This window comes from Actinomyces sp. HMSC065F11 (assembly GCF_001813085.1).
Taxonomy (GTDB): domain Bacteria; phylum Actinomycetota; class Actinomycetes; order Actinomycetales; family Actinomycetaceae; genus Gleimia; species Gleimia europaea.
This window is the reverse complement of the sequence record NZ_KV811462.1, coordinates 125416-148691: the sequence shown is the minus strand read 5'-3', so window position 1 is coordinate 148691 and position 23276 is coordinate 125416. Positions and strand designations below refer to the sequence as shown.

Below are 23276 nucleotides of genomic sequence, written 5' to 3'. Positions count from 1 at the left end.
CCATGACCCACCAAGTCCAAACGATTCGACTCACGGTCGCACAAGCCACCATCCGTTTTCTGATCAACCAATACAGTGAACGCGACGGAGTCGAACAACGTTTCATAACCGGAGCCTTCGGCATTTTCGGACACGGCAATGTGGCCGGCATTGGCCAAGCACTGCTCCAAAACGAAATTGACCCCGAACCAGACGGCGGCGAAATGCCCTACTACATGCCGCGCAACGAGCAGGGGCAAGTCAATGCCGCCGCTGCCTACGCGAAGGCATCTGAGCGCATGCAGGCGATGATGTGTACCGCCTCCATTGGCCCCGGCTCTTTGAACATGGTTACCGGCGCAGCGCTGGCCACCACCAACCGCCTGCCCGTTCTTCTATTCCCCTCGGACCAGTTCGCAACCAGGACGCCTGACCCGGTACTACAGCAGGTCGAAAACCCGCAAACGTTGGATACCTCGGTCAACGACGCATTCCGTCCGGTTTGCACCTTTTTTGACCGTATTAACAGGCCCGAACAGCTGTTCCCCTCCCTCATGCAAGCCATGCGCACGCTAACCGACCCGGCCGACACGGGCGCAGTGGCACTCGCAATGCCCCAGGACGTGCAGGCAGAAGCGTACGACTTCCCCGTCGAGATGTTTGAAAAGCGCGTCTGGCACATTCGTCGTTCGCCAGCTGACGAGGCCTCGCTTGAACGCGCGGCACAGATGATTCGCAGCGCCAAGCGCCCCCTCCTGGTTGCAGGTGGCGGCGTCATATACTCCCACGCCAGCGAAGAACTGCGCGAGTTCGCCAAAGTCACTGGCATTCCCGTATCTGACACGCAGGCCGGTAAAGGTGCAATCAACTTTGACCACCCGCAGTCCGTGGGCGGAGTTGGCTCCACCGGTTGCGACGCCGCAAACCACTTGGCTGACAAGGCCGACCTCGTGATCGGTATAGGAACACGCTACTCAGACTTCACCACCGCCTCACGCACCCAGTTCAAGAACCCCGATGTGAGGTTCCTAAACATCAACGTCAAGGCATTCGATGCCGTTAAGAACAGCGGTGAAATGGTTATTGCCGATGCGCGCGAGGCACTGTCTGCCCTCACACAAAAACTTAGCGACTTCCACGTGGAGGCCGATTACGCTGAGGAAATCGCCACGGAAAAAGCCGCATGGGACAAGGTAGTTGACCATTTGACCAACCTTGGCCACGCCCCACTACCATCCCAGGTAGAGGTGTTTGGTGCCCTAAACGAAATGATGGGCGACAACGACGTAGTGATCAACGCAGCCGGATCAATGCCCGGCGACCTACAGGCCATGTGGCGTGCTCGCACACCCGTGCAGTACCACGTGGAATACGCGTTCTCTACCATGGGCTACGAGATTCCTGCTGCCCTCGGCGTGAAGATGGCACTACCTGATTCGCAGGTAGTTTCGATCGTTGGTGACGGCACCTACCAGATGCTTCCCATGGAACTTGCCACGATCGCGCAAGAAGGCATCAAAGTCATCTTCGTACTATTGCAAAACTACGGCTTCGCCTCCATTGGCGCGCTGTCCGAATCACGCGGTTCGCAAAGATTTGGCACCCGCTACCGTGCGGGCGGCGGCGCCAGCCACACTGAGGACGGCCGCAAACTGGACGTGGACCTAGCAGCAAATGCCCGTTCTTGGGGCATTGACGTGATCGAGGTGCGCACCATCGAGGAGTTCAAGGAAGCGTACCGCGTAGCCGAGAAGGCTGAGCGGACCACCATGATTCACATCGAGACCGACCTTTACGGACCAAACCCGCCTTCCAGCTCTTGGTGGGACGTCCCCGTATCGCAGGTATCTCGCATCGAATCCACACAAAAAGCGTATGAGGAATACCTGCGCGACCAGGAGCCTCAGCGCCAGTACACCAAGCCAGCTAAATAGCAGCCAATAGAACCCGGATCGGGTGGATCACGCCATTTTCTTCTCGGCGTATCCCACCCGATTCGTGTTTTCACGCGCACAAACAGCCAAACAATATCTTTGTCATGACAAATACCGTATATGGTTGTAGAATGTAACCGCTGACGGGATCACCTTCCCGCTTTTCAAATAGTGCACAAAGAGGTTCGCAGATGAAAACTATTAAGCATTGGGTCGACGGAAAGTACTACGAAGGCAACCCTATTGCCACGCTTGACGTTGAAAACCCAGCGACGGGTGAAGTTGAAGGCACCCTTCTGGAGGCATCCGGAGATGACCTTGACCACGCCGTAGAAATCGCCAAGAAGGCACAAAAAGAGTGGGCTAAAGTACCGCTGTCCAAGCGCACTGCAATCATGTTCCGCATGCGCCAACTGGTGCTCGACCACCAAGATGAGATGGCTCGCCTGATCGTTGCAGAGCACGGCAAGAACTACTCGGATGCAATCGGCGAGATTCAGCGCGGACGCGAAACCCTCGATTTTGCTACCTCTATCAACGTCGCCCTCAAGGGCGAGTACTCCTTTGACATCTCCACCGGCGTGGACATTCACAGCATCAGGCAGCCCGTTGGCGTTGTTGCCGGCATTTGTCCGTTCAATTTCCCGGCGATGGTTCCCATGTGGATGCACCCGCTGGCGATTGCCACCGGTAACGCATTCATTTTGAAGCCGTCCTCGGCCACCCCCTCCGCCGCGCTACTTACTGCGGAGCTGTACAAGGAAGCTGGCCTTCCTGACGGCGTATTCCAGGTGCTGTCTGGCGACCGCTCACTGGTGACGAACATTTTGGAACACCCCGGTATTGACGCCGTGTCGTTTGTTGGTTCAACGCCGGTTGCACACATCGTGCAGGACACGGCCACGAAGCACGGTAAGCGTGTTCAGGCACTTGGCGGGGCAAACAACCACGCCATTGTCATGCCGGACGCAGACCTAGATTTTGCTGCACAGCACATCTCTGCAGCTGCTTTCGGAGCCGCCGGCGAACGCTGCATGGCGCTGCCGGTAGTTGTAGCAGTTGGCGGGATCGGCGAAAAGCTCGCCGACCTCGTAAAGAAGCATGCCGAGAAGATCCACGTTGGCGAAGGCATGGGCGAAGGCGTCGAGATGGGCCCGGTCATCTCCGCAAAGGCTAAGAAACGCATCACCGGCCTCATTGACGACGCGGAAGAGCGCGGCGCTAAGGTCGTGCTAGACGGCCGCAAGCTAGTTGTTGAGGGCTACGAGAACGGCCACTTCCTCGCCCCAACCATCCTCGACGACGTTCCGTTGGACTCGCCGGCATACTACGAAGAAATCTTTGGCCCCGTTCTTGTAATCGTGCATGCAGACACGTATGACGAAGCCATCAAGATCGTAAACGCTGTAGAGTTCGGCAACGGTTCCGCAATCTTCACGAACGACGGCGGCGTTGCACGCCGCTTCAGCCTGGACGTGGAGGCCGGCATGGTTGGTATCAACGTGCCGATCCCAACCCCGGTGGCCTACTACTCGTTTGGCGGCTGGAAGCAGTCCCTACTTGGCGACATGCACATCCACGGCCCAGAAGGCGTGAAGTTCTACACCAGGGCAAAGGCAATCACCTCGCGCTGGCCGTCTGAACAGACCTACGAAGCAACCATGTCTTTCCAGCGCGAAAGCTAAAACGCCCCCTCGCGAATCTCGAGAAAACTGAGATAACCGAATACTGACACTGCCCTCGCCACCGGTAAGGTGACGAGGGCAGTTTTCTATGTCTTCACACAACAATCTTAAAATTGAGTATTGACATGCGCAGAACGCCTCACTACAGTGATGGTTAATTGTTTAACTAGTTAATGGATTAACGACGGAGTTGACCCCATGGCTATCACGATTGCAGACGTTGCCAAGAAGGCGGGCGTATCTACAGCGTCAGTCTCACTTGTGCTCTCTGGACAACACCAAGGACGTGTTTCCCAAAAGCGCACAGAGACCATCCTGGACGCCGCCAAAGAGCTGAACTATGTGGGCAATTCCCTCGCTGCCAGCCTACGGAAAAAGAAAACCAAGACCCTTGGGTTCGTCTCCGACGTCGTCGCCTCTACTCCCTACGCATACGCCATGGTTGCGGCTGCAAATCGCCGAGCGAACGAACTGGGCTACATGCTCCTCATCTCCGAAACCGGCGGCGATCCTAAAACCACGCAGGACGTGTTCGCAAACTTTATGTCCCACCAAGTCTCTGCAATCGCCTACGCATCCATGCACCATCACGCGATCGAACTTCCTCAGAGCCACCCAGAACACATAATCGTCCTTGACGGTTACGCAGCAAACGAAGACGCCATAGCAGTAGTGCCAAATGAGGTCCAAGGCGCATCCGTCGCTGTTCAACACCTACTCGATCTGGGGCACAAGAAAATCGGCTTCATCAACGATCGCCCGTCGAAGGACGCGGGTCCACTACGCCTGAAAGGTTATAGAACAACCCTGGAAAATGCTGGGATCACTGTAAACGACAATTACATCGCACACGTTGTTACCGGAACGCGCGAAGTTGATGAAGTAGCAGAGAAGATGCTGTCAATGCCTGACCGTCCCAGCGCCATCTTCTGCTACAACGACGAAACGGCCGCCGGCGTATATCGCGTGGCAAGGCGTCTAAATCTCCGTATACCCGAAGACCTTTCCGTAGTGGGATTCGACAACTTTCTCCCCATCGCCAAAAACCTAGCCCCCCAGCTAACCACCGTTCAACTTCCACACGAAGAAATGGCTACCTGGGTTATCGACTCCCTCGTGAAAATGTCCGATGAGTCGTTCAAAGAACCTGCAGAGCGACTCATCAAATTCAACTGTCCCCTAATCAAACGAGATTCAACACAACACATTTAGCTTCGTCACCGAAGACGAAAACGAAAGGAACACACATGTCTATTCGCAAGGCATCAGCGATCACCGCCACCGCAATGATCGCAACGCTAGCACTCGCTGGCTGCTCGTCACAGCAAGGCGGCGGATCCGATTCCGCTATCACTCTGTGGACCCACAACGGAGGAAACCCAGAAGAACTCGCCGTCGTCCAAGAAGCCGTTGACGATTTCAACTCAAGCCACCCGGACTCACAGATTGAACTAACCGCATTCCCGCAAGCGTCCTACAACGATTCGATCGTGTCCGCCGCCTCTTCCGGAGATCTACCCTGCATCCTGGACCTCGACGGCCCGATCATGCCTAACTGGGCCTGGTCTGGATACCTAAGCCCGCTCCAGCTGTCCGAAGAAACCACCTCGGGCCTACTCGACTCCCCCAAGGGCATCTACAACGACCAGCTGTACTCGGTTGGCCCATACGACACCTCGCTCGCATTCCTGGCACGCCGCTCGGTACTCGAAGAGCACAACATTCGCATCCCGGACGCCGACAAGCCGTGGACGCTAGAAGAGTTCAACGCAGCACTCGAAGAGCTAAAGACCGACTCGAACTTTGACTACGCGATCGACATGTCCGTATGGGACAAGGCAGAGTGGTGGCCCTATGCATACGCTCCAATGTTGCAGTCCTTCGGTGGCGACCTCATCGACCGAAACGACTTCAGTACCGCTGAAGGCATCATCAACGGCCCCGAAGCCCTCAAGTTTGGCGAATGGTTCCAGTCAGTATTCACCAATGGCTGGGCTTCAAAGACCCCAACCGAGGGCGGATCTGACTTCATGCAGGGCAAGGTTCCATTGGTCTACGCAGGTGGATGGCGCGTGCTTGAAGCGCAGCAACAGTTTGGCAAGGATGAAATCCTGATTCTTCCTCCGGTCGACTTTGGTGCAGGAGCACACGTTGGCGGCGGCTCCTGGCAGTGGGGCATCTCCAGCGCATGTGGCAACCAGGCTGGTGCCAACGAATTCATCGACATGATCATGTCCGATGATTACCTCGTGAAGTACTCCAACGCGACCGGCAACTTCCCGGCTCGCGCATCCGCCCTTCCCAACACTGAAAACTACAAGGAAGGCGGCGCTCTCGAACCCCTCTTCGATATCTCCAAGAAGTTCGCTCTCCTACGCCCTGCCACCCCTGGATACGCAGTTATCTCCTCCGTATTCGATAAGGCAACCCGCGACATCATGAGTGGCGCAGACGTCAAGGCCACCCTAGACCAGGCAGCCAAGGATATCGACGCCGACATCACCGCAAACAACGGCTACAAACAGCCGTAAACCTTAGCGGGGCGGCGCGGCATCACGCGGCGCCGCCCCCCCCCATTTCTTCCGCGCTTCTTCGCGACTCAACACCGATCGCACTTCATCACAGCTCCTCCACACCTTGGAAGTTCAAAATGCAAGCACTCGAGGCCGCGCCTGTAACCTCACCGCGCGTTAAAGAACGTCAACGGACAAAGCGCCACAACACGCTAGTAGGCTGGCTATTTTCGTCACCGGCCCTAATACTTCTTCTACTATTCCTCGTCATCCCGATCTTCATCACGTTTGGCCTGTCATTCACGAATGCTCGCCTGATCTCCCCCACTCCTCCATCCTTTGTGGGAATCAGGAACTTCACGCGAGCCTTCACCTCAGACCCGACATTTGTGCGCTCGCTGCTCAACACGCTGCTATTCGCACTCGTAGTGGTACCAGTACAATCCGGTATTGCACTTGCCCTTGCAATCCTCATCAATCAAAAGGTCAAGGGTGTCACAGCATTCCGTACGATGATCTTCATGCCGGTTGTGACTTCGATGGTTGTGGTCTCGATCCTCTGGAGCTTCTTCTACCAGGAATACGGGCTTTTCAACTCCGTGCTTTCAACGCTCACCGGCGGCCTCTGGCCAATGGCTGCGTGGCTCACAAACCCATCGACCGCTATGCCGGCAATCATCATCTTGTCCGTCTGGCAAGCTGTAGGCCTCCACATGATGATCTGGCTATCCGGTCTCCAGCTGATAGACCCCTCGCTGTATGAGGCTGCCAAGCTTGACGGAGCCTCCGGATGGCAACAATTCCGTTACGTTACCTGGCCCGGCCTTCGAAACACCATGATCTTCATCCTGGTCACGATCACCATCGCGGCGCTCGGCCTGTTCGTACAGATTGACGTCATTACTCACGGCGGCCCGCAAGACGCTACATCAACCATCGTCTACCACGCGGTTCGCAAGGGATACCGAGAGCAGGACATGGGATACGGATCAGCGATTTCATTGATCTTCTTCCTGCTCGTCCTCGTTATTACCGCTATTCAACGCTTTGCTACGCGCGATAAGGACTAATGCAATGTCAACAAAACACAAAGACACCATGCGGGCATCTAACAAGCGCAGGCTAAACACTACGCTGATCTACATTCTGCTAGTCCTTGCAGCCGCAATCGCAGTCTTCCCGCTACTATTCATGGTTTCCTCCTCGCTAAAAGCGAGCGACCAGCAGATCTTTGCAGACCTGACGTCCTGGCGAGCGTTCTTCCCGGTTGGCGACCTAACGTTCGACAACTACGCGAACGTCAATAACCGCGTGCCAGCGTTCCGCTTCTTCTTCAACTCGGTACTGGTAACCGTTGCGATCGTCGTATTCGGGCTATTCGTAAACTCGCTAATTGCATTCGCCATTGCGCGTATTCGTTTCAAGGGCTACCAGGTTGTTCTTTCAATCGTTCTGGCCACGCTCATGGTCCCCTTCGAGACCATCGCGGTTCCTCTCATCTACTGGGTAAGCAAACTTCCTCTAGTCACGTGGGCTGGCGACGGCTTCCTTATCAGACAAGGATTGTTGAACACATACCAGGTGCAGATCCTGCCATTCATCGCCAATGCGCTTGCCATCTTCCTGTTTGTCCAACAATTTAAGTCCATACCGAAGGACTTTGACGAAGCTGCCCGCGTAGACGGAGCAGGATGGTTCACGATTTACCGCAAAATCATCGTACCCATGAGTCGCTCAACCTTTGCCACCGTCGCAATCATTACAATGTTGCCAGCATGGAACTCGTATCTTTGGCCACTCATGGCAGTTCAGAAGGAAAACCTGCGCCCGGTCTCAGTGGGCATGCAGTACTTCTTCCAACTAAACCCAGCCTGGGGCGAAATCATGGCGTACGCAACCCTAATCACGCTGCCAATGATCATCCTTTTCGTAATGTTCCAGCGCTCTTTTGTAACCTCACTATCATCATCGGGAGTTAAGGGATAAGCATGTCTTTAGCACTTGAAAACCACTGGGTTTGGGATCACTGGATTCTAAGATCCGAAGACCAACTTGACCTGTTCTACCTTCACGCACCAAAAAGCTTGGGCAACCCGTCGCTTCGACACGTCAATGCAGCCATCGGACATGCCGTTTCGAAAGACAATGGCAACCACTGGGAGGTACTTCCCGTAGCTGTGGCGCCGCGTAAAACACCCGACTTCGACGATCGCGCAATCTGGACAGGTAGCGCCATTCACCTTCCCAACGGAGGAATCCGCCTGTTCTACACCGCGATTTCACAAGGCGATGGCGGCAAGCTCGTTCAACGAATCGGCTGGGCCGACTCTGAGGACGGCGTTACGTTCATGCGCAAGCGCTCCTTCCACGATCCAAAGAACCCGCCCCTGCAAGCCGTTGCACCCTGGTATGAAACCCAAGAATCCACCGACGGCGACGTAGCTTGGCGAGATCCGTTTGTATTCCAAGAAGACGGCACGTGGCACATGATTGTCACCGCAACGCTTGCGCGAGAAAAAGGTGAGCAACAAGTGGGTGCCATTGGTCACCTCACCTCCGCCGACCTTGAAACGTGGGAGGCCCACCCTCCCATCGCTCACCACAGCCGTTTCGAAGAAATGGAATGCGCTCAAACGCGCCTCATCGACGGGAAAAACTGGCTTGTATTCTCGTGCACGCCCATGCGTCAAAACCCGCCGGCCGCCGGTTTCACCTGGATCGTACCGGGTGACGGACCGCTTGGCTCATTCGACTTCTCGCGAGCTATGTATCTCAAGAAGACAGATATCTACGCCTACCAGATCTTCGAAGATGTAGAGGGCAAATGGAAGATCACCGGCTTCCACTCCGGTGACGATGCCACTTTCACCGGCACGATTCCCGATCCGCTCGATTGGAGCCTCGACGAGTTCGAACTACTGAACTTGAACGAATAGAAAGCTTTATTCGTTCAGGTTCGCAAGCGAGCCTCGATCAATAAAACTTGGCTCGAACACCACACTATTTGGGAGGTCCTCAACGGACTTCGCGCGCGAGGCGCCAACCAGCAGATCCACGCATTGGCGCCCCATCTGCTCGCGGTCCGTTGAGACCTCCGACAAATCAAACGCCGTATCAGCCGTATAACCGATCTGACCGCCCAGCGTCATAATCGAGTAGTCGCGAGCAAGCTCAAGCCCGTAATCCGTAGCAAAACCGATCACGCCCTCCGCAACCGGCATGTTGTCGGTAATAATCACCGGGTGCTCATCCGCATTGTCGTGCATTAGAGGAATGACCTGCTGGGCGGCAAGGAAGTTCACGGGTAGCAGCATCTGCTCCAGGTGAAAACCGCGTTCGCGTGCGCGCTCTAGCGTAGCCCTATGGATTGCCTTGCCCACACGATCAGCCGGGTTAGCTTCGCGCGATTTTCTGCCAATCAGCAGGGCGCGGCTATGCCCGCGAGCGATACACTCATTGACCGCAATCCGCCCTACGGCATCGAAGTCAGTCTCAACGTAAGGAACGCCGCCCTTCCTGCCTGAAAATCCTAAGGCCACCGCAGGCACCTTTTCAGAAAGCAGGACGTCCTCGCGCCAATCATCTTGCTCGACCTCCATGTAGATCACACCGTCAAGCAAACACGACCTCAAGAACCTGCGGAACGTGCCCTCATCATTGCCCACCGTGGTCGGCACCAACAGGGTGAGCCCCAGTTCAGTACAGCGCTGCATCATGCCCGTCACGTATTCAGCAGAGCTACGATCCAAGCCAGAGTTCGTAATATTCAGGTGGATACCAATAGTGCGCAAGTTTCGCGCCGCCAGATTCGCCGCATAGGCGTTAGGCACATAACCAAGCTGCTTGGCAACGCTAAGCACCTTCTGACGCGTCTCATCACCAATCGGACGCGCCCCCGAAAACACATAGGAGACCGTCGACGGTGACACACCGGCGCGGCTAGCAACGTCAGCCCGCGTAACCCCCATACAACCTCCCAAAACAATAATGCATGTGCATAGAGACACCCCTATGCACATGCATTACTTACCTATCGGAGCCACGCTCCACAATTTGCGGGCACAACAGCCTCGCCATCACCGATAACAACATCGCAAGACGACGCTACCACGCTGGTAACGTCCTTGACTGTCACCGGCCGCGAAGTCATGTTCAACACCAGCAGCACGCCCTTATTGCGAATCGCGAGGACGTTCTCGTCTCCCAGATCAACCCACTCGACGTCGCCCTTCGCAAGCTCAAGCTCACGGCGGAGCTTCAACACGCGGCGGTACAGGTTCAGCGTAGAAGCCGGATCATCATCCTGGACATCCGCCGCAAACTCGCCGAAGTAATCCGGCTGCGGCAGCCACGTGTCGCCCGTACCAAAACCAAAGTGCGGGGCGTCCGCCTCCCACGGAATCGGCACGCGACACCCATCGCGGCCTCGAACCTGGTGGCCAGTACGCAACCAAGTGGGATCCTGGCGGCTTTCATCCGGCAAGTCAGTGACCTCGGGAAGCCCAAGTTCCTCACCCTGATAGATATACATCGAGCCGGGCAACCCCATGGTGAACACAGCCATGCCCTTCGCGCGCGCAAGGCCCAGCTCGCGATCCGGCTGCGGATCATCAACACCAATACCTCGGCCGTAATCCATCTGCGGCTCATAACCGTAACGCGTTGTTGCGCGAACCACGTCGTGGTTACTCATGACCCAAGTGACCGGCGCGCCCACACCCCCATTAGCCTTAATCGGATCATCGATTGCCGCGCGCACACGCTCGGCGTTCCAGTTCGCCTCCAAATAATTGAAGTTGAACTGCTGGCTCATCTCGTCCTCACGCACGTAAAGAGCCTCGCGTTCAGGCGTCAGCCACGCTTCGGCAACCAGCACGCGATCGCGCCCATACTCATCTAGTACGCGGCGCCACTCGCGGTAAATGTCGTGTACGCCAGGCTGATCCCAGAACGGACCCTCAGTCTGGGTATACTCGTCCGGATCAACGGCCCAACGATCCGGCCCAACCTTGTCATCAGGCAGGCCCTCTTCCTTCACGAGGCCGTGCGCCACGTCAACGCGGAAACCATCCACACCTCGATCTAGCCAAAAACGCAGGTAAGACCTGAAGAACTCGTGCACCTTCGGGTTCTCCCAGTTAAAGTCTGGCTGCTCCGGAGCAAACAGGTGCAAATACCACCAGTTACGATCCGCCTCATTATTTGTGAGGGGCTCAACCGCCGTCCACGCAGGACCGCCAAACAATGACCCCCAGTTGTTAGGGCACTTCCCCTCGCTGTAACGGAACATGTACATGTCACGTTCCGGAGAGTTCGGGCCGGCCTCCAACGCGTCTTGGAACAGTTTCATCTGATCCGACGAGTGGTTAGGAACGATATCGATGATGATCTTAATGTCGCGCTCATGGGCCTGCGCGATCAGCTCATCGAACTCCTCCAACGTGCCATATTCCGGGTTGACGTCGAAATAGTCCGCCACGTCATACCCCGCATCAGCCTGTGGCGACGGGTAGTGCGGAGACATCCAAATCGCATCAACACCAAGCTTCTGCAAATAATCCAGCCGGTTAATGACGCCCCGCACATCGCCCAGGCCATCATTGTTCGAATCACTGAAACTACGCGGATAAACCTGGTAAATCACAGCGGTTCGCCACCACTGATCCCAGTCGCTTCGTTGCACGTTGGTCAAAGAAATCTCCTCCTCTATTGCGAGATGCGGAACGTTACTGTTAAACACTTACGATTGCTGCGGGAACGCCACCTACTGTGCCACCATGGCGACTATTACTTTCATGAAGACTCCCTCGTCTTAGAAAACATTGCGTTGGTTGACACAAACACTGACCGATCGACGCGCGTCGATACTCTAGAAATTAGACACTCACATACGGATTGTCAAGCACTTTCACTCTCCCACGAATCGAGGCCCCCCCACGTGATTCAGCGGTACCTGCAAGCAGACGAGGGCAGCGCGTCCATGCACTCTGCTTTACAAAGATAGAAAGTGGAGGCTGACCAGCCTTTTGGCTGACCAACCTCCACTTGTCATCCGGCAGTTGCGGTAGAGGGCGATCCCCCTTTGCCGGAGCTTTGCTAGCTACAACTTAAAAACTCAGTTGAGCTATACCGCTGTACCTTACCGGTTCAGCTTTGCAAGCGACGCCTTGGGATCTGCGCCATCAGCGATTTCTTGAAGGACAATGCCCAGATCATCCTGAAGCGACTCGCGTCCGGGCACCGACAGCTTGCGAGCGTACTTTGCGCCCGCGAGCGTCTCATCGACGAGCTTTAGCGATTCCTGGCCCAGCTCGGGCTCAGCCGGATCTACCTGGACGCTAACGTCATTAGCAACCGGGAAGCCTTGAAGCGTGTTTACCCAAATCTGCTGACCCTGACCGACAGCCATGAACTCCACAAACTTTGCAGCTGCCTCAAGCTTTGCTCCATCCAGCTCCGACGAAACAGCCAGAGCGAAGTCAACACCAGTGGTTGCAGTGCCCGAGTTAGGACCAATCTGTGGGAATGCCGCCATACCGACTTCGTCTGCCTCAATCGCAGAACCCGGCTGCTCTTGATCTGGCCCCTCTAGAGCCATGCCAACGTGCCAAGATCCGGTAGGCATAGCAATTGCGCGACGAGCCAAGAAGTAGTCATCACGAGCCTGCGGATAGGTGTTAGTAGTCACCGCACCCTTTTGGAAAACGCCATCAGCAAACAGCTTTTGCCAATCCGTTGCTGCCGCTACCAAAGAATCCGAATCCCACGAAATATCTCCATTAGCAGCCTTGTAAATGTCATCGCCATTGCCGTACTGGTTGCTTAGCCAGACGAAGAAGTCAGCCACGTGCCAAGTATCGCTAGCTCCCATGGCAAATGGAGAATAACCTGCATCTGCCGCGGTCTTGCTGACCTGGACCAGCTCGTCGTAGTTCTTCGGCAACTGCACGCCGATCTCATCCATCAGAGTCTTGTTGTATAGGTAAAACTCCATGCCCGCGTTCAAAATCGGAACCGCAGCCAGCGTGCCGTCTTCCGTCTTGGTCTCTTCAACGGCAACTTCGCTTACCTTATCGATCCAATCAGCAGCGTATTCATCTACCGGCTTCGCAAACTCAGCGTAGTCATCAAACGACGCACCAACCTGGATTCCATAAATGTCTGGGACTTCCCCTGCCAGAATCTCATTGTCAAGATTCGTGCGGAACTTGTCGTAGTCCTCTTCGCGCGTGTAGTTAATCGTTACGTTCGGGTTTTCCTTCTCAAACGCCTCAATAATCTCAGGCCACTGCACCTGGGTGGGAAGCCAAGTATGGAAGTTCAACTCGACTTTGTCGCCAGTCGCGCCCTCGTCTTGACTACCTGCACCGCCGCATCCAGTCATGATGAGAGCAGAGCCAACTGCAATCGCTGCAAGCTTTGCAGACAATCCGTTTCTCATTTGTTTCTCCTTTGTTTTGTACCTATGAAATCTTTGTTGCCAGACATCTTGCGATACCTGACAAATCGCCTCGAATTCGACTCGTAGCGAACGAACTAAAGTTCACCGTGAAGGTGATAACACTACGTTCTCGGCCATTGACCATGCGAGCATTGAGCTCTTCTCCATCACGTTGGATAAAGTCCGGAGCCTTACCGTTGAAATACAGCTCGACCTGCCATTCGCCCTCAAGCGGAAGCAAAAGCTCATACACTCCCCCACCTGTCAGCGACGATTCAGCAGGACGCAGGTAACCATTTGACTCAAGCTCCGCGCGCGAGGCTTCAAACATCTGCGTTAACCGCCAGTATGACAACCGCGTTGCCCCGTCACTGATCCGAAGATCACAAGACTGGCCGGTCATGCAATCTGGCATGGAAAGAAGCTCCACCTCTCCTACTAGGAGGGATACACACCCCCGCGAGCGCAAGATCCTGAAGGGTTGCCAAACACTCAAATCGATTTCAACGGAAACCGAAGAGTTTTCAACTCTTCCGTCACTGGTTGACCACTCAACCTCGGTATCGCGTACAGCAAACCGCGCCCAAGCGTCGTTTGCGCTTAGGCTGAATCCCACCTCGCGGAAATCGCCTGCCGTTTCGCTGGCCTCACTCTTCAAGTACAGTTCGGCAATAAAGTCACCCACAGATTCCGCGAGCGGCTTCTCATTCTCCGCCTGGCGCCCAACTCCTGACATCGTGGCCATACTAGGGGCGTCTTGCGCCTGGCTTGTAGGCGCGCAGCAGAGCACCTCGTCGCCTGCAATGAAAATGCGATCCAGGTAGAACTGCCGCTGCTCAACCGAGAAGTCTCTTAACGTTTTGCGATCACGGCCGTGATAGCAAATCCACCTATCCAATAAATTCGGGCCTCTAACAATGGAATTATGCCCAGTGCCCTCAACCAGGTCAGACTGCCTGACCAGCGGCATATAAACATCATCGGAAGGTTGCTTAGTCCACTCCATCTGCGCGACTGCAGGCTTAACTTTCGCCCGCGTCACGCCAATGAAATAGTCGGGATTCTCGTACGCATTCCCCGAATAAGTTTGGTAGGCAAACTCGCCATCCGTGAAATAGGTGCTGCCCTCAATCGTGTACCAGTCTCGCCCATCACCAAACCGATTCGCCTCGAACATCTCTTCTTTAATGCTCGGGACAATCACAGGAACCGGCTTGCCTCTTAAAGTAAACGGCGTTAGCATCACGTCAACCACAACGCTGGTTCCAATCAGATCGCTGCACTGGCTCGTCAGCTCGTTAGAAGCGTAGAACATTACGGTCTCGCCATCATTGCCCGTAACGACGTCCGCATCTATCGCAAACTCATCCAGCATCTGGGAACGGAAAGTAAACGGGCCTTCAGGTGTTTCACTGGTTGCCACCCTCATTCGTTGAAAATGCGGATCCGTCTCGCCCGCAGGGCGGTTAGAAACATACATATAGAAAACGCCGTTTCTATAAACCACGCACGGAGCCCAGTAGGAATCCCGGCCATCTTCGCGATAGCAAAACCCCTTGTGCTCCCACGTCACGAGGTCTTTAGAAACGCTCAGGTTTACGCCATCGATCCCCGTGGAATAGCAAAAGTAGGTGCCCGCAAAGTTGATCACAAAAGGATCCGGGTTTGTATGCTGCGAACCATCGACATAGGGAACCGGATTCGTAAACTGCTTCATAGCCATTAGCTCTTCACCGCCCCGCTCGTCATGCCGGACTGCAAGAACCGTTGACTAAACAGATAAATGAGCAGGGTTGGCAAAGTCATCAAAATCAGCCCCGCATAAAGAACGGAGATGTCCTGCTGACTCATCCTGTCAAACTGGAGCAGTGAAATCGCTTTAGTTACCGGGAACTTAGTTGCAGATTTCATCAGCAGTTGCGGCAGTAAGTACTCGTTCCAGGTATAGACGAAAGATAGGACGCTAATAGTTGCTACGGAAGAGCCAGAAATTGGCATCAGGATCTTTCGGAAGATCTCAAACGGGCTCGCCCCATCAATAAGACCTGCCTCGATGATCTCGTTTGGCAACCCATCAAAATGTGTCTTCATAATCATCAGCATCATGATGGCGTTAAACGAGATCATAGGGATGATGACTCCCGTGTAAGAGTCTCGAAGCCCCAGCGAGTTAAAGACATAGAAAACCGGGGTAACCACGGACGCGATCGACACTGCAAGACATGCCATCAGCCCGGAGTAGAGGACTTTGCGGCCTCTAAATTCCATCTTCGAAAACGCGTAGCCACCGAGCGATGCGATTATCACAATCACGATCGTTGAGACCATCGCCATAAGAGCCGAGTTACCAATGGCCTGCCAGTAGTTGAAAGTATCGTGGCGCAATACTCGCGCGTAGTTTTCAAAACCTCCTACCGACACCGACTTGTAGATTGCCAATGCGATAGGGAACATCCAAATGACAAACAAGAACACCAGAGCGGCGTACTTGGCCAGGGTGGGAATTAGTCTGTGACGAGACATTGTTTACCTCGCATCCTTTCGCCGTGTCCACACCATTTGAGCCACGGACAAGACCAGGGCGATAACTAGCAGCACGGTACCGATTGCCGAGGCGTACCCGGCTTGACGGTTGGCCCTCTCCATGTACAAGAAGGTCGTGAGGAACTGGGTGGACACCCCAGGACCACCCGCAGTTGTCAGCCAGACAATGTCAAAGGTTTTCAAGGATCCGACAATGCCTAGAACTATCAACGTTGCGGTTACCCCGCGTAGCGAGGGGATCACCACGTGGAACAAGCGTTTCCACCATCCCGCTCCATCAAGTTCCGCAGCTTCGAATAGTTCGGCTGGGATCTGCATGATGCCTGCAAAATAGATCATCATCGAAAATCCCATCCACTGGAACACGTTGATAGCGACTATGCTCCATAGCCCTAGATCTGCGCCGAGCCACTGGATTACCTCCCCCTCACCAAGTAGGCCAAGCGAGCGCAGCGCTTCGTTCAACGTTCCGTAGTTTGTTTCGAGCATGTATTTGAAAACCGTTGAAACAATCGCCGGCGCCATCGAAATTGGCAGGAAGAATACCGCTTTGAAGAAGTTGGAACCCGGAAGTCTCTCAGCGCAGATTACTGCGACCACAAGACCAAGGAACGCTTGGATAAAAACTGTTACCACCATGAAGATGACGTTGTTTTTCAACGCCACCCAAAAGGTACTGTCACTAAAAAGCTCACGGTAATTGCTCAGACCAACAAAGTTCATCTTCGTTAGCCCATTCCAATCCGTGAAGGACGTGAACACCGTAAACGCAATAAAGAAGTAGATCAGCACGCCCGATATGAGGACTATCGGAGCCACGTACAGGTACGGCTTCAAACCGCGAGATAGCTCTCTCATTTTGCCGCCTTCTGGCATCGCTGGAGAATAAAACCTAACTAATGGTTCAACGTTGAACCGTCAAACTTTTTGACCGTTTATGACAGTCTGGAGTTTTAGTTCAACGATGAACTAGAGTTGGTCACAGATTATAGTAAGTGCGTGGGTTTCGCAATATCCCAATCAAATGGAGGACTACGCCTTGGGGGCAGAACGTAAGCGGGTCACTCTTCTGGACGTGGCAAGAGAGACGGGAGTCAGCGCAAAGACCGTCTCAAACGTTGTCAATAACAAAGGCAACGTCTCCGAGGCCGTGCGTGCAGAGATTCTACAAACCATAAAACGCCTGGATTATCGCCCAAACCTAGCAGCGCGACACCTGCGGCAAGGGTCTTCGAGGATGATCGCGCTTACCGTCCCAACGCTACGCGAACCATACTTCGCTGAACTAGCCTCATCCTTCGTTACCTGCGCACAAAAAATGAACGTGCTCGTACTGGTTACCGAAACGGGCGGCGAACGGGGCCGCGAGAAACTAGCGATTGAAGGACACAACCTCCCAGGCATCGACGCGATCATCTGCTCCCCGCTAGCCCTGACAGAGGCCGACCTGCGGAGCCGTAACTCTACACTCCCGCTTGTGCTTCTCGGAGAATACGCATCCGAGTTCAGCGGCCACGGCTACAACCTGCAAATCGGATTCAACAACATCGAAGCAGCCCGCGTGGCAACCGAGCACCTCCTAAAACAAGGCGCGCAGAAAATCGTCGTATTGGGCCACCAGGAAGATCGGACGCAGGCCACTTCAAGACTTCGCTTTCAAGGATACGAAGAAGCGTTAGCTGACGCCGGGATACCGCTGGATCCGAATTTGATTGGCACCGTGATTGACTTCAACCGCGGCGAAGCTGCACGCGCCCTGCAACGCATCATTGATTCAAACACTTATTTTGATGGCATCCTCTGTTTCTCCGACACACTCGCGTTAGGCGCTCTACCCGTTCTAGCTTCTAACGACTCAACTCGCGATAGAAGTATCCCCATCGTTGGGTTCGACAACATTGAAGAGGCTCAATTCGTCACCCCACCATTCGACACCATCGACCCACACATGGGGAGCATTGCGAGCACTGCCTTAAACCAACTATTTGGGCCAGCCTCCTCCCTCGAGGAAGGCCGCCAAAAACACGTCGTTACCGAGTTCGAATTAATAACTCGCAGGTAGACAGCACTCCCCCCTCCGGTTCGGCGGGGCACTGAGCAACCCGCTTTCAGCGCCGGCGGCACGCTTCAAATGTTCACAGGATGTTAATGTAGAATTCACTTTCATGATCGTTGCGTTGCAGCTACTGACCTGCCTTGCGGCTGGAGTCGGGGCCCTATATTTGTTTGGGATCTCTGCGGGATCCTTTATCCGCGGCACCCTCGTTGGCGTGACCGCTAATGCCCTGGCATTCTTCGCTTTAATACTCACCGGCCGCACCACCATTTATGGCGCCCCACATTCACCCAAGTTCTACGTTGGGTACCCCGCTATTATTCTCGGACTATGCGTGGTTGCTCTTCTATTCTTGAAAGTCCTCGCATCACGCGGGATTTTAGTCAAGAAGAGCAAGCCTTGGAATTGGCGCGGACTGTTCCCCACCTTCATAGGCGCCATTGTTGGACTACTCGCAGGCCTGTTCTTTTTCATTCCCAAATGGCTTGAAGACAGCGTTGGGGAAATCCCTCAAGACCCTAACTTCATCTTCATCTTGACTGCAGCTGGCGATGCCTCCACCGACGCACAAGATTTGGCACTTTTAAACGAAATCGTAGTCCCTGCCATCTTCCTTGCACTTCTAGGAGCAAGCATCGGTTTCATCCGCTCTGATCTTCACATCAAGATGCCAGCGGCTCGAACCTGGCGAATAACGCATGTGCGCGGCGTAGCCCTCGTGAGCATTGTTGCCCTCCTTGCAGGCTCTTTTGCCTACTCTTACGCGAGGCTACCTATGAAAGAAGCCGCGCAGTTATTCTTCACCACCTCCAGCTATTTGGAGGACAACTATGTTGCTCCCACCGCAGACAACGTGAAGCTACCCGCCCACAAGCGCAACCTGGTGCACATTTACATGGAGTCGGTTGAAAACTCCTACTATTCCAAAGATTTGGGCGGCTACATGGATCAAAATCTAATGCCCGAACTTGCGGCGCTTAGCGAGACGGGAATCTCCTGGTCAAACACCGACAAATTTGGAGGCCCTGACCAGCTGTACGCAACCGGCCACTCCGTGGCCGGCATGATCGCAATGCAAGCCGGCGTCCCCATGCTCGCGTCGGGAACAGCAGGTAGCGATTTCTCCTACCCAGATTTCACAACCATCGGCGACATCCTCAAAAAAGGTGGTTACAACACCACATTCATGCAAGCTTCAACGGCATCCTGGGGCGGACTGGACAGGTACTACCAGCGGCATGGAGGCTTTGATATTCACGACCGCGCCCGTTTTGTTGCCGACGGCAAGATCGAGCACGACTACTTCGTCTGGTGGGGCGTGGAGGATGACAAACTCTACGAATACACCAAGGAAGAACTGGCCAGACTGGGGAGCCAGGACAAACCGTTCTACATGATCGTCGAGAACGGTGATACGCACTTCCCAGACGGTTACGTGTCTGAGAACATGACTGAAGCGCCGTTCGCCTCCCAGTACGCGAACGTGATCCACTACTCGCAAGCCGAAACTGTGAAGCTGATTCGATGGATCCAAGAACAGCCTTGGGCATCCAACACCACCATTGTGGTCACTGGCGATCACCGGTCTATGGACAAAAAGTTCTTCGAAGGGTGGGACAAGAACTACCACCGTACTATCGTGAACTTGATTTTGAATCCCGTGCCTGGCACCGACTTCCCTGATTCGGTAACGAAGAACCGTGAGTTCTCTGCCTTCGACATGTTCCCAACAATCCTCACTGCTATCGGAGCCGAGGTTAAGGACGACCGGCTGGGCCTAGGCGTAAATATGTTCTCTGGCAAACAAACCCTGGTTGAGCGTGACGGCGCCGAGCTGATGAATGAGGAGTTCGCTAAACGCTCTCCCTTCTATGACTCTCACCGCGAAACGAGAGCAGGCAGAGCCGACCGCGAGCAAGACGAGAAATTATAAGTCGGCATCACCGGCCGGCCCTTCGGACACTGCCGGTAAATTGCGCGGGTTTTCTGCCGCGGTCCTAAATAGCCAACACCTGGCTACGTGACACCTGTAGTCGCGCCACATCTCTAGGAGAATATAGAAGCTCCGCCACCATTGTGTGGCGGAGCTTCCTATTGGAGCCACCTATCGGACTCGAACCGATGACCGTCCGCTTACAAGGCGGGTGCTCTACCAACTGAGCTAAGGTGGCGCGGCCACTAGTTTGCCATGAAGCGGCCCTCATTGTCACATACGCTTACTCGCCCTTAGCAGCAGTGAGAATACTATCCACCAGTTCATCAGCGGTCTGACCGCTAAGTTGCACGGCCTTACCACCGGTTACAAACTCAGGCGTGCCCAGCTTCTCGCGCCCCTCCACCTGCGAATCCTTCCACTCGGTGGTATTCGCCTCCAGAATGCCCTTCGCGCCGTCAAGACTAATCTTGTCCACCACGGCCTGGCTCACCCCCACCTGGGTAGCAAGCTCCTTAACCTTTGCCAGCGAGGCGGCCTCGTCCTGAATAACCGACCCGTCACCACCATCAAACTGACTCTTAAAGAACTCGTAGGAGGCATGGTGAAGCTGCTCAAATTTATCCGGCTCCTCCTGCGAAACGAGGTAGGAAGCACTCGCCATCGCGTAATGCCACGGCATGCGAACTACATCGACCGGAACAAGCTCAAGCGAAATCTCGCCATCCTTAACCGACTCCCACAGCTTCGAGCCCAGCAACACATCCACGTTTGCACAAGCGTGGCAGGAATAATCGAAGTACTCACGAACAACCGGAGCATTAGGGTCTGCAACCCCAACGCCCTTTGAAGAAACCACGATCGGCGTGAACTCGCCGGTCATAACCTGATTGTCCTCATTCGATCTTGCTGAGTTAACCACCCAAATGACCGCAATAATCGCAAGCGCCAGCAAAGTACCAACTACCGCGATAATAATCGCGCGAGTCTTGCGTTCCTTCTGCGCCTGCTGCTGGCGCAATTCCTGTGCTTTGATGCGAGCCGCGTCCTTAGATGACGGAGTTGTTGCCATTTCCCCTCGATTCAACGTTTGCTAAAAGAGTAACGGGAAGCACGCAAATGCGCACACCCGCTCGCCCCTAAAAGTGCATGATGGAGCGCACACTTTTAGTTTTACAATGCCACTCCGACGAGGAGGAACACAGCCACCACTGCAAGCACGGACAGAATGACCCTGCCAACCCGCGGTATCGCTCCGGCCGTCGCATAGGAGCCCTCCCGCAGGAAATTTCCGCCCGCCCCCACGCGGGCAAGCAAAATAGCGAACATGTTCGAACCCCAGAGCAGTGCTCCCAAAACAGGATCCGGCTCGCTTGGCACCCCCATTAGCATCGTCATGTAAGGGTTTTCTAGCGGAGGAAGGCCGTTATTCACGCTGTAAAGCGCCCACGCCGCCCCGGCAATCAAAACTGCGAACGCAAGATTAAACGCGAGAGCACCAGCTGCGGGGATCCACTGCAATCCTCCATTCAAAGTGGCCAGCCAGTTGTCACCACTGCGCTTTTCACCCGCCCTAACGCGCCGCTTTTCACGCCACACCCGCGAGCGGCCCACCGTTTCCATGATGAGGAGCACGCCCACGGCAAGTACGCCACCAACGATGCCGAGCGAAACTGGCAGGGCAGCGAGGAAGCTTGCTACGCACAGGGAGAACACAAATGCGTTCGAGGGGGCCGAGTAGCTGTACTGCACCGCATCCCACCCCGCATTCGGATAGCCCAGAGCGAGCGGGTAGCCCTGGTAGGGCTGCGAGGCCGGCGGATACTCGTATTGTTCGGAAGTTAATGTTCCTGGGTGGCCCGGCTGATACGGAACCGGCACGCCACCAGGCTGCCTGGGTTCAGGAACCACCGTTGTCTCACTAGCGGCAACGGGATACAGAGCGGTTTGCGCTACGCCCGCCTCATCGTCAGTGGGGAGCACGCTGGTGTGGTCCTGGGGCGGCGCGGACAGCAAGCTGGTTTCCTCGCTAGACTCGCCCGGTTCAACATTGGTCGGGGAAATAGCAGTGGGTTCCCTTTGGGAATCCTCATCCGTTGCGGGGGCGTTCAGTAGCGCCGTCTGTTCGATTCCCCCGCCATCCTCGCCGGTCCAAGATTGCACAACATCAGGGTCGAGGTCATCAAGACGCTGCAAGACTTCGGCCGGACTCGGGCGGTCAGCACGCTCCCCTAGGGCCGACTCCAGAATCTGCGCAAGAGGGGGGTACAAGCCGGCAAGATCCAGCTGGCCAGCCATTTGACGAGACAAAACTACGTCCTGGCTTCCCGCCCCATACGGGGCGCGACCCGTGAGCATATTCAGCAAGATAGCCGCCCAAGCCCACCAGTCAGACCCCTCGTCAGGCTCGCGCCCGCGCATCACCTCCGGAGCCACCCAGCCAACCGTGCCGGACACTAAGCCCGTAGAGGTAAGCCTCTCGTCCTCGTCCGCCTGGGCGATGCCAAAATCAATCAGAACCGGCTGCGTTGCACCCAAAATGATGTTCGACGGTTTCAAATCTCGGTGAATCACGCCCGCAGCGTGCACGGCACTAAGCGTTTGTTGTAGCGACCGGGCGATTTCTAGCGCGTCCGCAAATGAGAACGGCCCTCCAGCTCTGATCTCCTCGCGTAGATCCAGACCATCAACAAGCTCAGTCACTACAAAGGGCTGCGCCGCCTCCGTCTCTAGATCAACAACGTTCGCAACCCCGTCTGTACGGATACGGTTCAAAACCGCAGCCTCGCGCGCCAAACGCACCCTACTCGCCGGATCAGCGGCGATCGCGGGATGAAGTAGCTTCAGGGCAAACCTAGCGCCCTCACCATCTTTAACTTCCCACACAATTCCAGCGCCCCCCTTACCCAGGGGACGCACCAGTCGGTATCCACCGATGTCCTCGCCAGCTTTTGGAATTGCAACGTCCATCACCAAAACTCTACCCGCAATCAAATGCAATACACGAGGCACGACGAACCCCGCTACAACCAGCATTCGGAACCAGGTTTCCAAAACATAAAATCGAGACCCAATGTCCCTACTCATTTGCCCTTAGCTGTGCTAATGTCAGATTAGTTCTGGCTCAATAGGCGAGACAGAGCCGTGCTGGCAATGGTGTTAGCCCCTCTTCACAACGGATCGTTCGGCAC

The 23276-nt window shown here is 55.0% G+C and carries 17 protein-coding genes and 1 tRNA gene; 9 read left to right on the top strand and 9 right to left on the bottom strand.

What is annotated here, in order from left to right:
* Positions 1 to 2: 2 nt before the first annotated feature.
* The 7 genes from iolD to HMPREF2891_RS00820 all read left to right on the top strand — a co-directional run bounded on the left by iolD (position 3) and on the right by HMPREF2891_RS00820 (position 9047).
* Entirely contained in the window at positions 3 to 1913 is a 1911-nt protein-coding gene (gene iolD, locus HMPREF2891_RS00850; RefSeq protein WP_070663522.1) for a 3D-(3,5/4)-trihydroxycyclohexane-1,2-dione acylhydrolase (decyclizing), read from the top strand.
* A gap of 191 nt (positions 1914 to 2104) precedes the next feature.
* On the top strand, positions 2105 to 3598 hold the full coding sequence (locus HMPREF2891_RS00845; RefSeq protein ID WP_070663521.1) for a CoA-acylating methylmalonate-semialdehyde dehydrogenase: 1494 nt from the start codon (positions 2105 to 2107) through the stop codon (positions 3596 to 3598).
* 198 nt (positions 3599 to 3796) lie between these two features.
* On the top strand, positions 3797 to 4810 hold the full coding sequence (locus tag HMPREF2891_RS00840; RefSeq protein WP_070663520.1) for a LacI family DNA-binding transcriptional regulator: 1014 nt from the start codon (positions 3797 to 3799) through the stop codon (positions 4808 to 4810).
* A gap of 35 nt (positions 4811 to 4845) precedes the next feature.
* Positions 4846 to 6129, top strand: coding sequence for a sugar ABC transporter substrate-binding protein (locus HMPREF2891_RS00835; protein ID WP_070663519.1), 1284 nt, complete (start codon positions 4846 to 4848; stop codon positions 6127 to 6129).
* Positions 6130 to 6248: 119 nt separating this feature from the next.
* Positions 6249 to 7181, top strand: coding sequence for a carbohydrate ABC transporter permease (locus HMPREF2891_RS00830; RefSeq protein WP_083309385.1), 933 nt, complete (start codon positions 6249 to 6251; stop codon positions 7179 to 7181).
* A 4-nt stretch (positions 7182 to 7185) separates the two neighbouring features.
* The gene (locus HMPREF2891_RS00825) at positions 7186 to 8097 is read left to right on the top strand and encodes a carbohydrate ABC transporter permease (protein ID WP_070663518.1); all 912 of its coding nucleotides are present in this window, start codon (positions 7186 to 7188) and stop codon (positions 8095 to 8097) included.
* 2 nt (positions 8098 to 8099) lie between these two features.
* Positions 8100 to 9047: a glycoside hydrolase family 68 protein gene (locus HMPREF2891_RS00820; RefSeq protein WP_070663517.1), complete on the top strand. Its 948-nt coding sequence runs from the start codon at positions 8100 to 8102 to the stop codon at positions 9045 to 9047.
* A 6-nt stretch (positions 9048 to 9053) separates the two neighbouring features.
* On the opposite strand, the gene HMPREF2891_RS00815 is transcribed toward HMPREF2891_RS00820, so the two are convergent.
* From HMPREF2891_RS00815 to HMPREF2891_RS00790, 6 genes are all read right to left on the bottom strand, one after another.
* Positions 9054 to 10079: a LacI family DNA-binding transcriptional regulator gene (locus HMPREF2891_RS00815; protein WP_070663516.1), complete on the bottom strand. Its 1026-nt coding sequence runs from the start codon at positions 10077 to 10079 to the stop codon at positions 9054 to 9056.
* 62 nt (positions 10080 to 10141) lie between these two features.
* Complete coding sequence (locus HMPREF2891_RS00810; protein ID WP_070663546.1) at positions 10142 to 11803, bottom strand: glycoside hydrolase family 13 protein; 1662 nt, start codon at positions 11801 to 11803, stop codon at positions 10142 to 10144.
* A 447-nt stretch (positions 11804 to 12250) separates the two neighbouring features.
* The gene (locus tag HMPREF2891_RS00805) at positions 12251 to 13552 is read right to left on the bottom strand and encodes an ABC transporter substrate-binding protein (RefSeq protein WP_070663515.1); all 1302 of its coding nucleotides are present in this window, start codon (positions 13550 to 13552) and stop codon (positions 12251 to 12253) included.
* 22 nt (positions 13553 to 13574) lie between these two features.
* Complete coding sequence (locus HMPREF2891_RS00800; RefSeq protein WP_070663514.1) at positions 13575 to 15275, bottom strand: glycoside hydrolase family 43 protein; 1701 nt, start codon at positions 15273 to 15275, stop codon at positions 13575 to 13577.
* The gene (locus tag HMPREF2891_RS00795; protein ID WP_070619685.1) at positions 15275 to 16075 is read right to left on the bottom strand and encodes a carbohydrate ABC transporter permease; all 801 of its coding nucleotides are present in this window, start codon (positions 16073 to 16075) and stop codon (positions 15275 to 15277) included. Before HMPREF2891_RS00795 ends, HMPREF2891_RS00800 begins: the two co-directional genes overlap by 1 nt.
* Positions 16076 to 16078: 3 nt before the next feature.
* Positions 16079 to 16954: a carbohydrate ABC transporter permease gene (locus HMPREF2891_RS00790; RefSeq protein WP_083311174.1), complete on the bottom strand. Its 876-nt coding sequence runs from the start codon at positions 16952 to 16954 to the stop codon at positions 16079 to 16081.
* Between the two features lie 166 nt (positions 16955 to 17120).
* Here HMPREF2891_RS00790 and HMPREF2891_RS00785 point away from each other — a divergent pair, with 166 nt between their 5' ends.
* Together HMPREF2891_RS00785 and HMPREF2891_RS00780 are read left to right on the top strand one after the other, a co-directional pair.
* A complete protein-coding gene (locus HMPREF2891_RS00785; RefSeq protein WP_070663512.1) occupies positions 17121 to 18158 on the top strand; it encodes a LacI family DNA-binding transcriptional regulator in 1038 nt (345 codons plus the stop codon).
* Between the two features lie 103 nt (positions 18159 to 18261).
* Positions 18262 to 20085 (top strand): sulfatase-like hydrolase/transferase, encoded by a 1824-nt coding sequence (locus HMPREF2891_RS00780; protein WP_070619696.1) that lies wholly within the window; start codon positions 18262 to 18264, stop codon positions 20083 to 20085.
* 162 nt (positions 20086 to 20247) lie between these two features.
* Here the strand turns inward: HMPREF2891_RS00780 and HMPREF2891_RS00775 are convergent.
* The 3 genes from HMPREF2891_RS00775 to HMPREF2891_RS00765 all read right to left on the bottom strand — a co-directional run bounded on the left by HMPREF2891_RS00775 (position 20248) and on the right by HMPREF2891_RS00765 (position 23172).
* Positions 20248 to 20323, bottom strand: a tRNA-Thr gene (locus tag HMPREF2891_RS00775).
* Between the two features lie 45 nt (positions 20324 to 20368).
* Positions 20369 to 21157 carry a DsbA family protein gene (locus HMPREF2891_RS00770; RefSeq protein WP_070619699.1) on the bottom strand — a complete coding sequence of 263 codons (789 nt, stop codon included), beginning with the start codon at positions 21155 to 21157 and terminating at the stop codon, positions 20369 to 20371.
* 101 nt (positions 21158 to 21258) lie between these two features.
* Positions 21259 to 23172, bottom strand: coding sequence for a serine/threonine-protein kinase (locus tag HMPREF2891_RS00765; RefSeq protein ID WP_083311165.1), 1914 nt, complete (start codon positions 23170 to 23172; stop codon positions 21259 to 21261).
* Between the last annotated feature and the right edge of the window lie 104 nt (positions 23173 to 23276).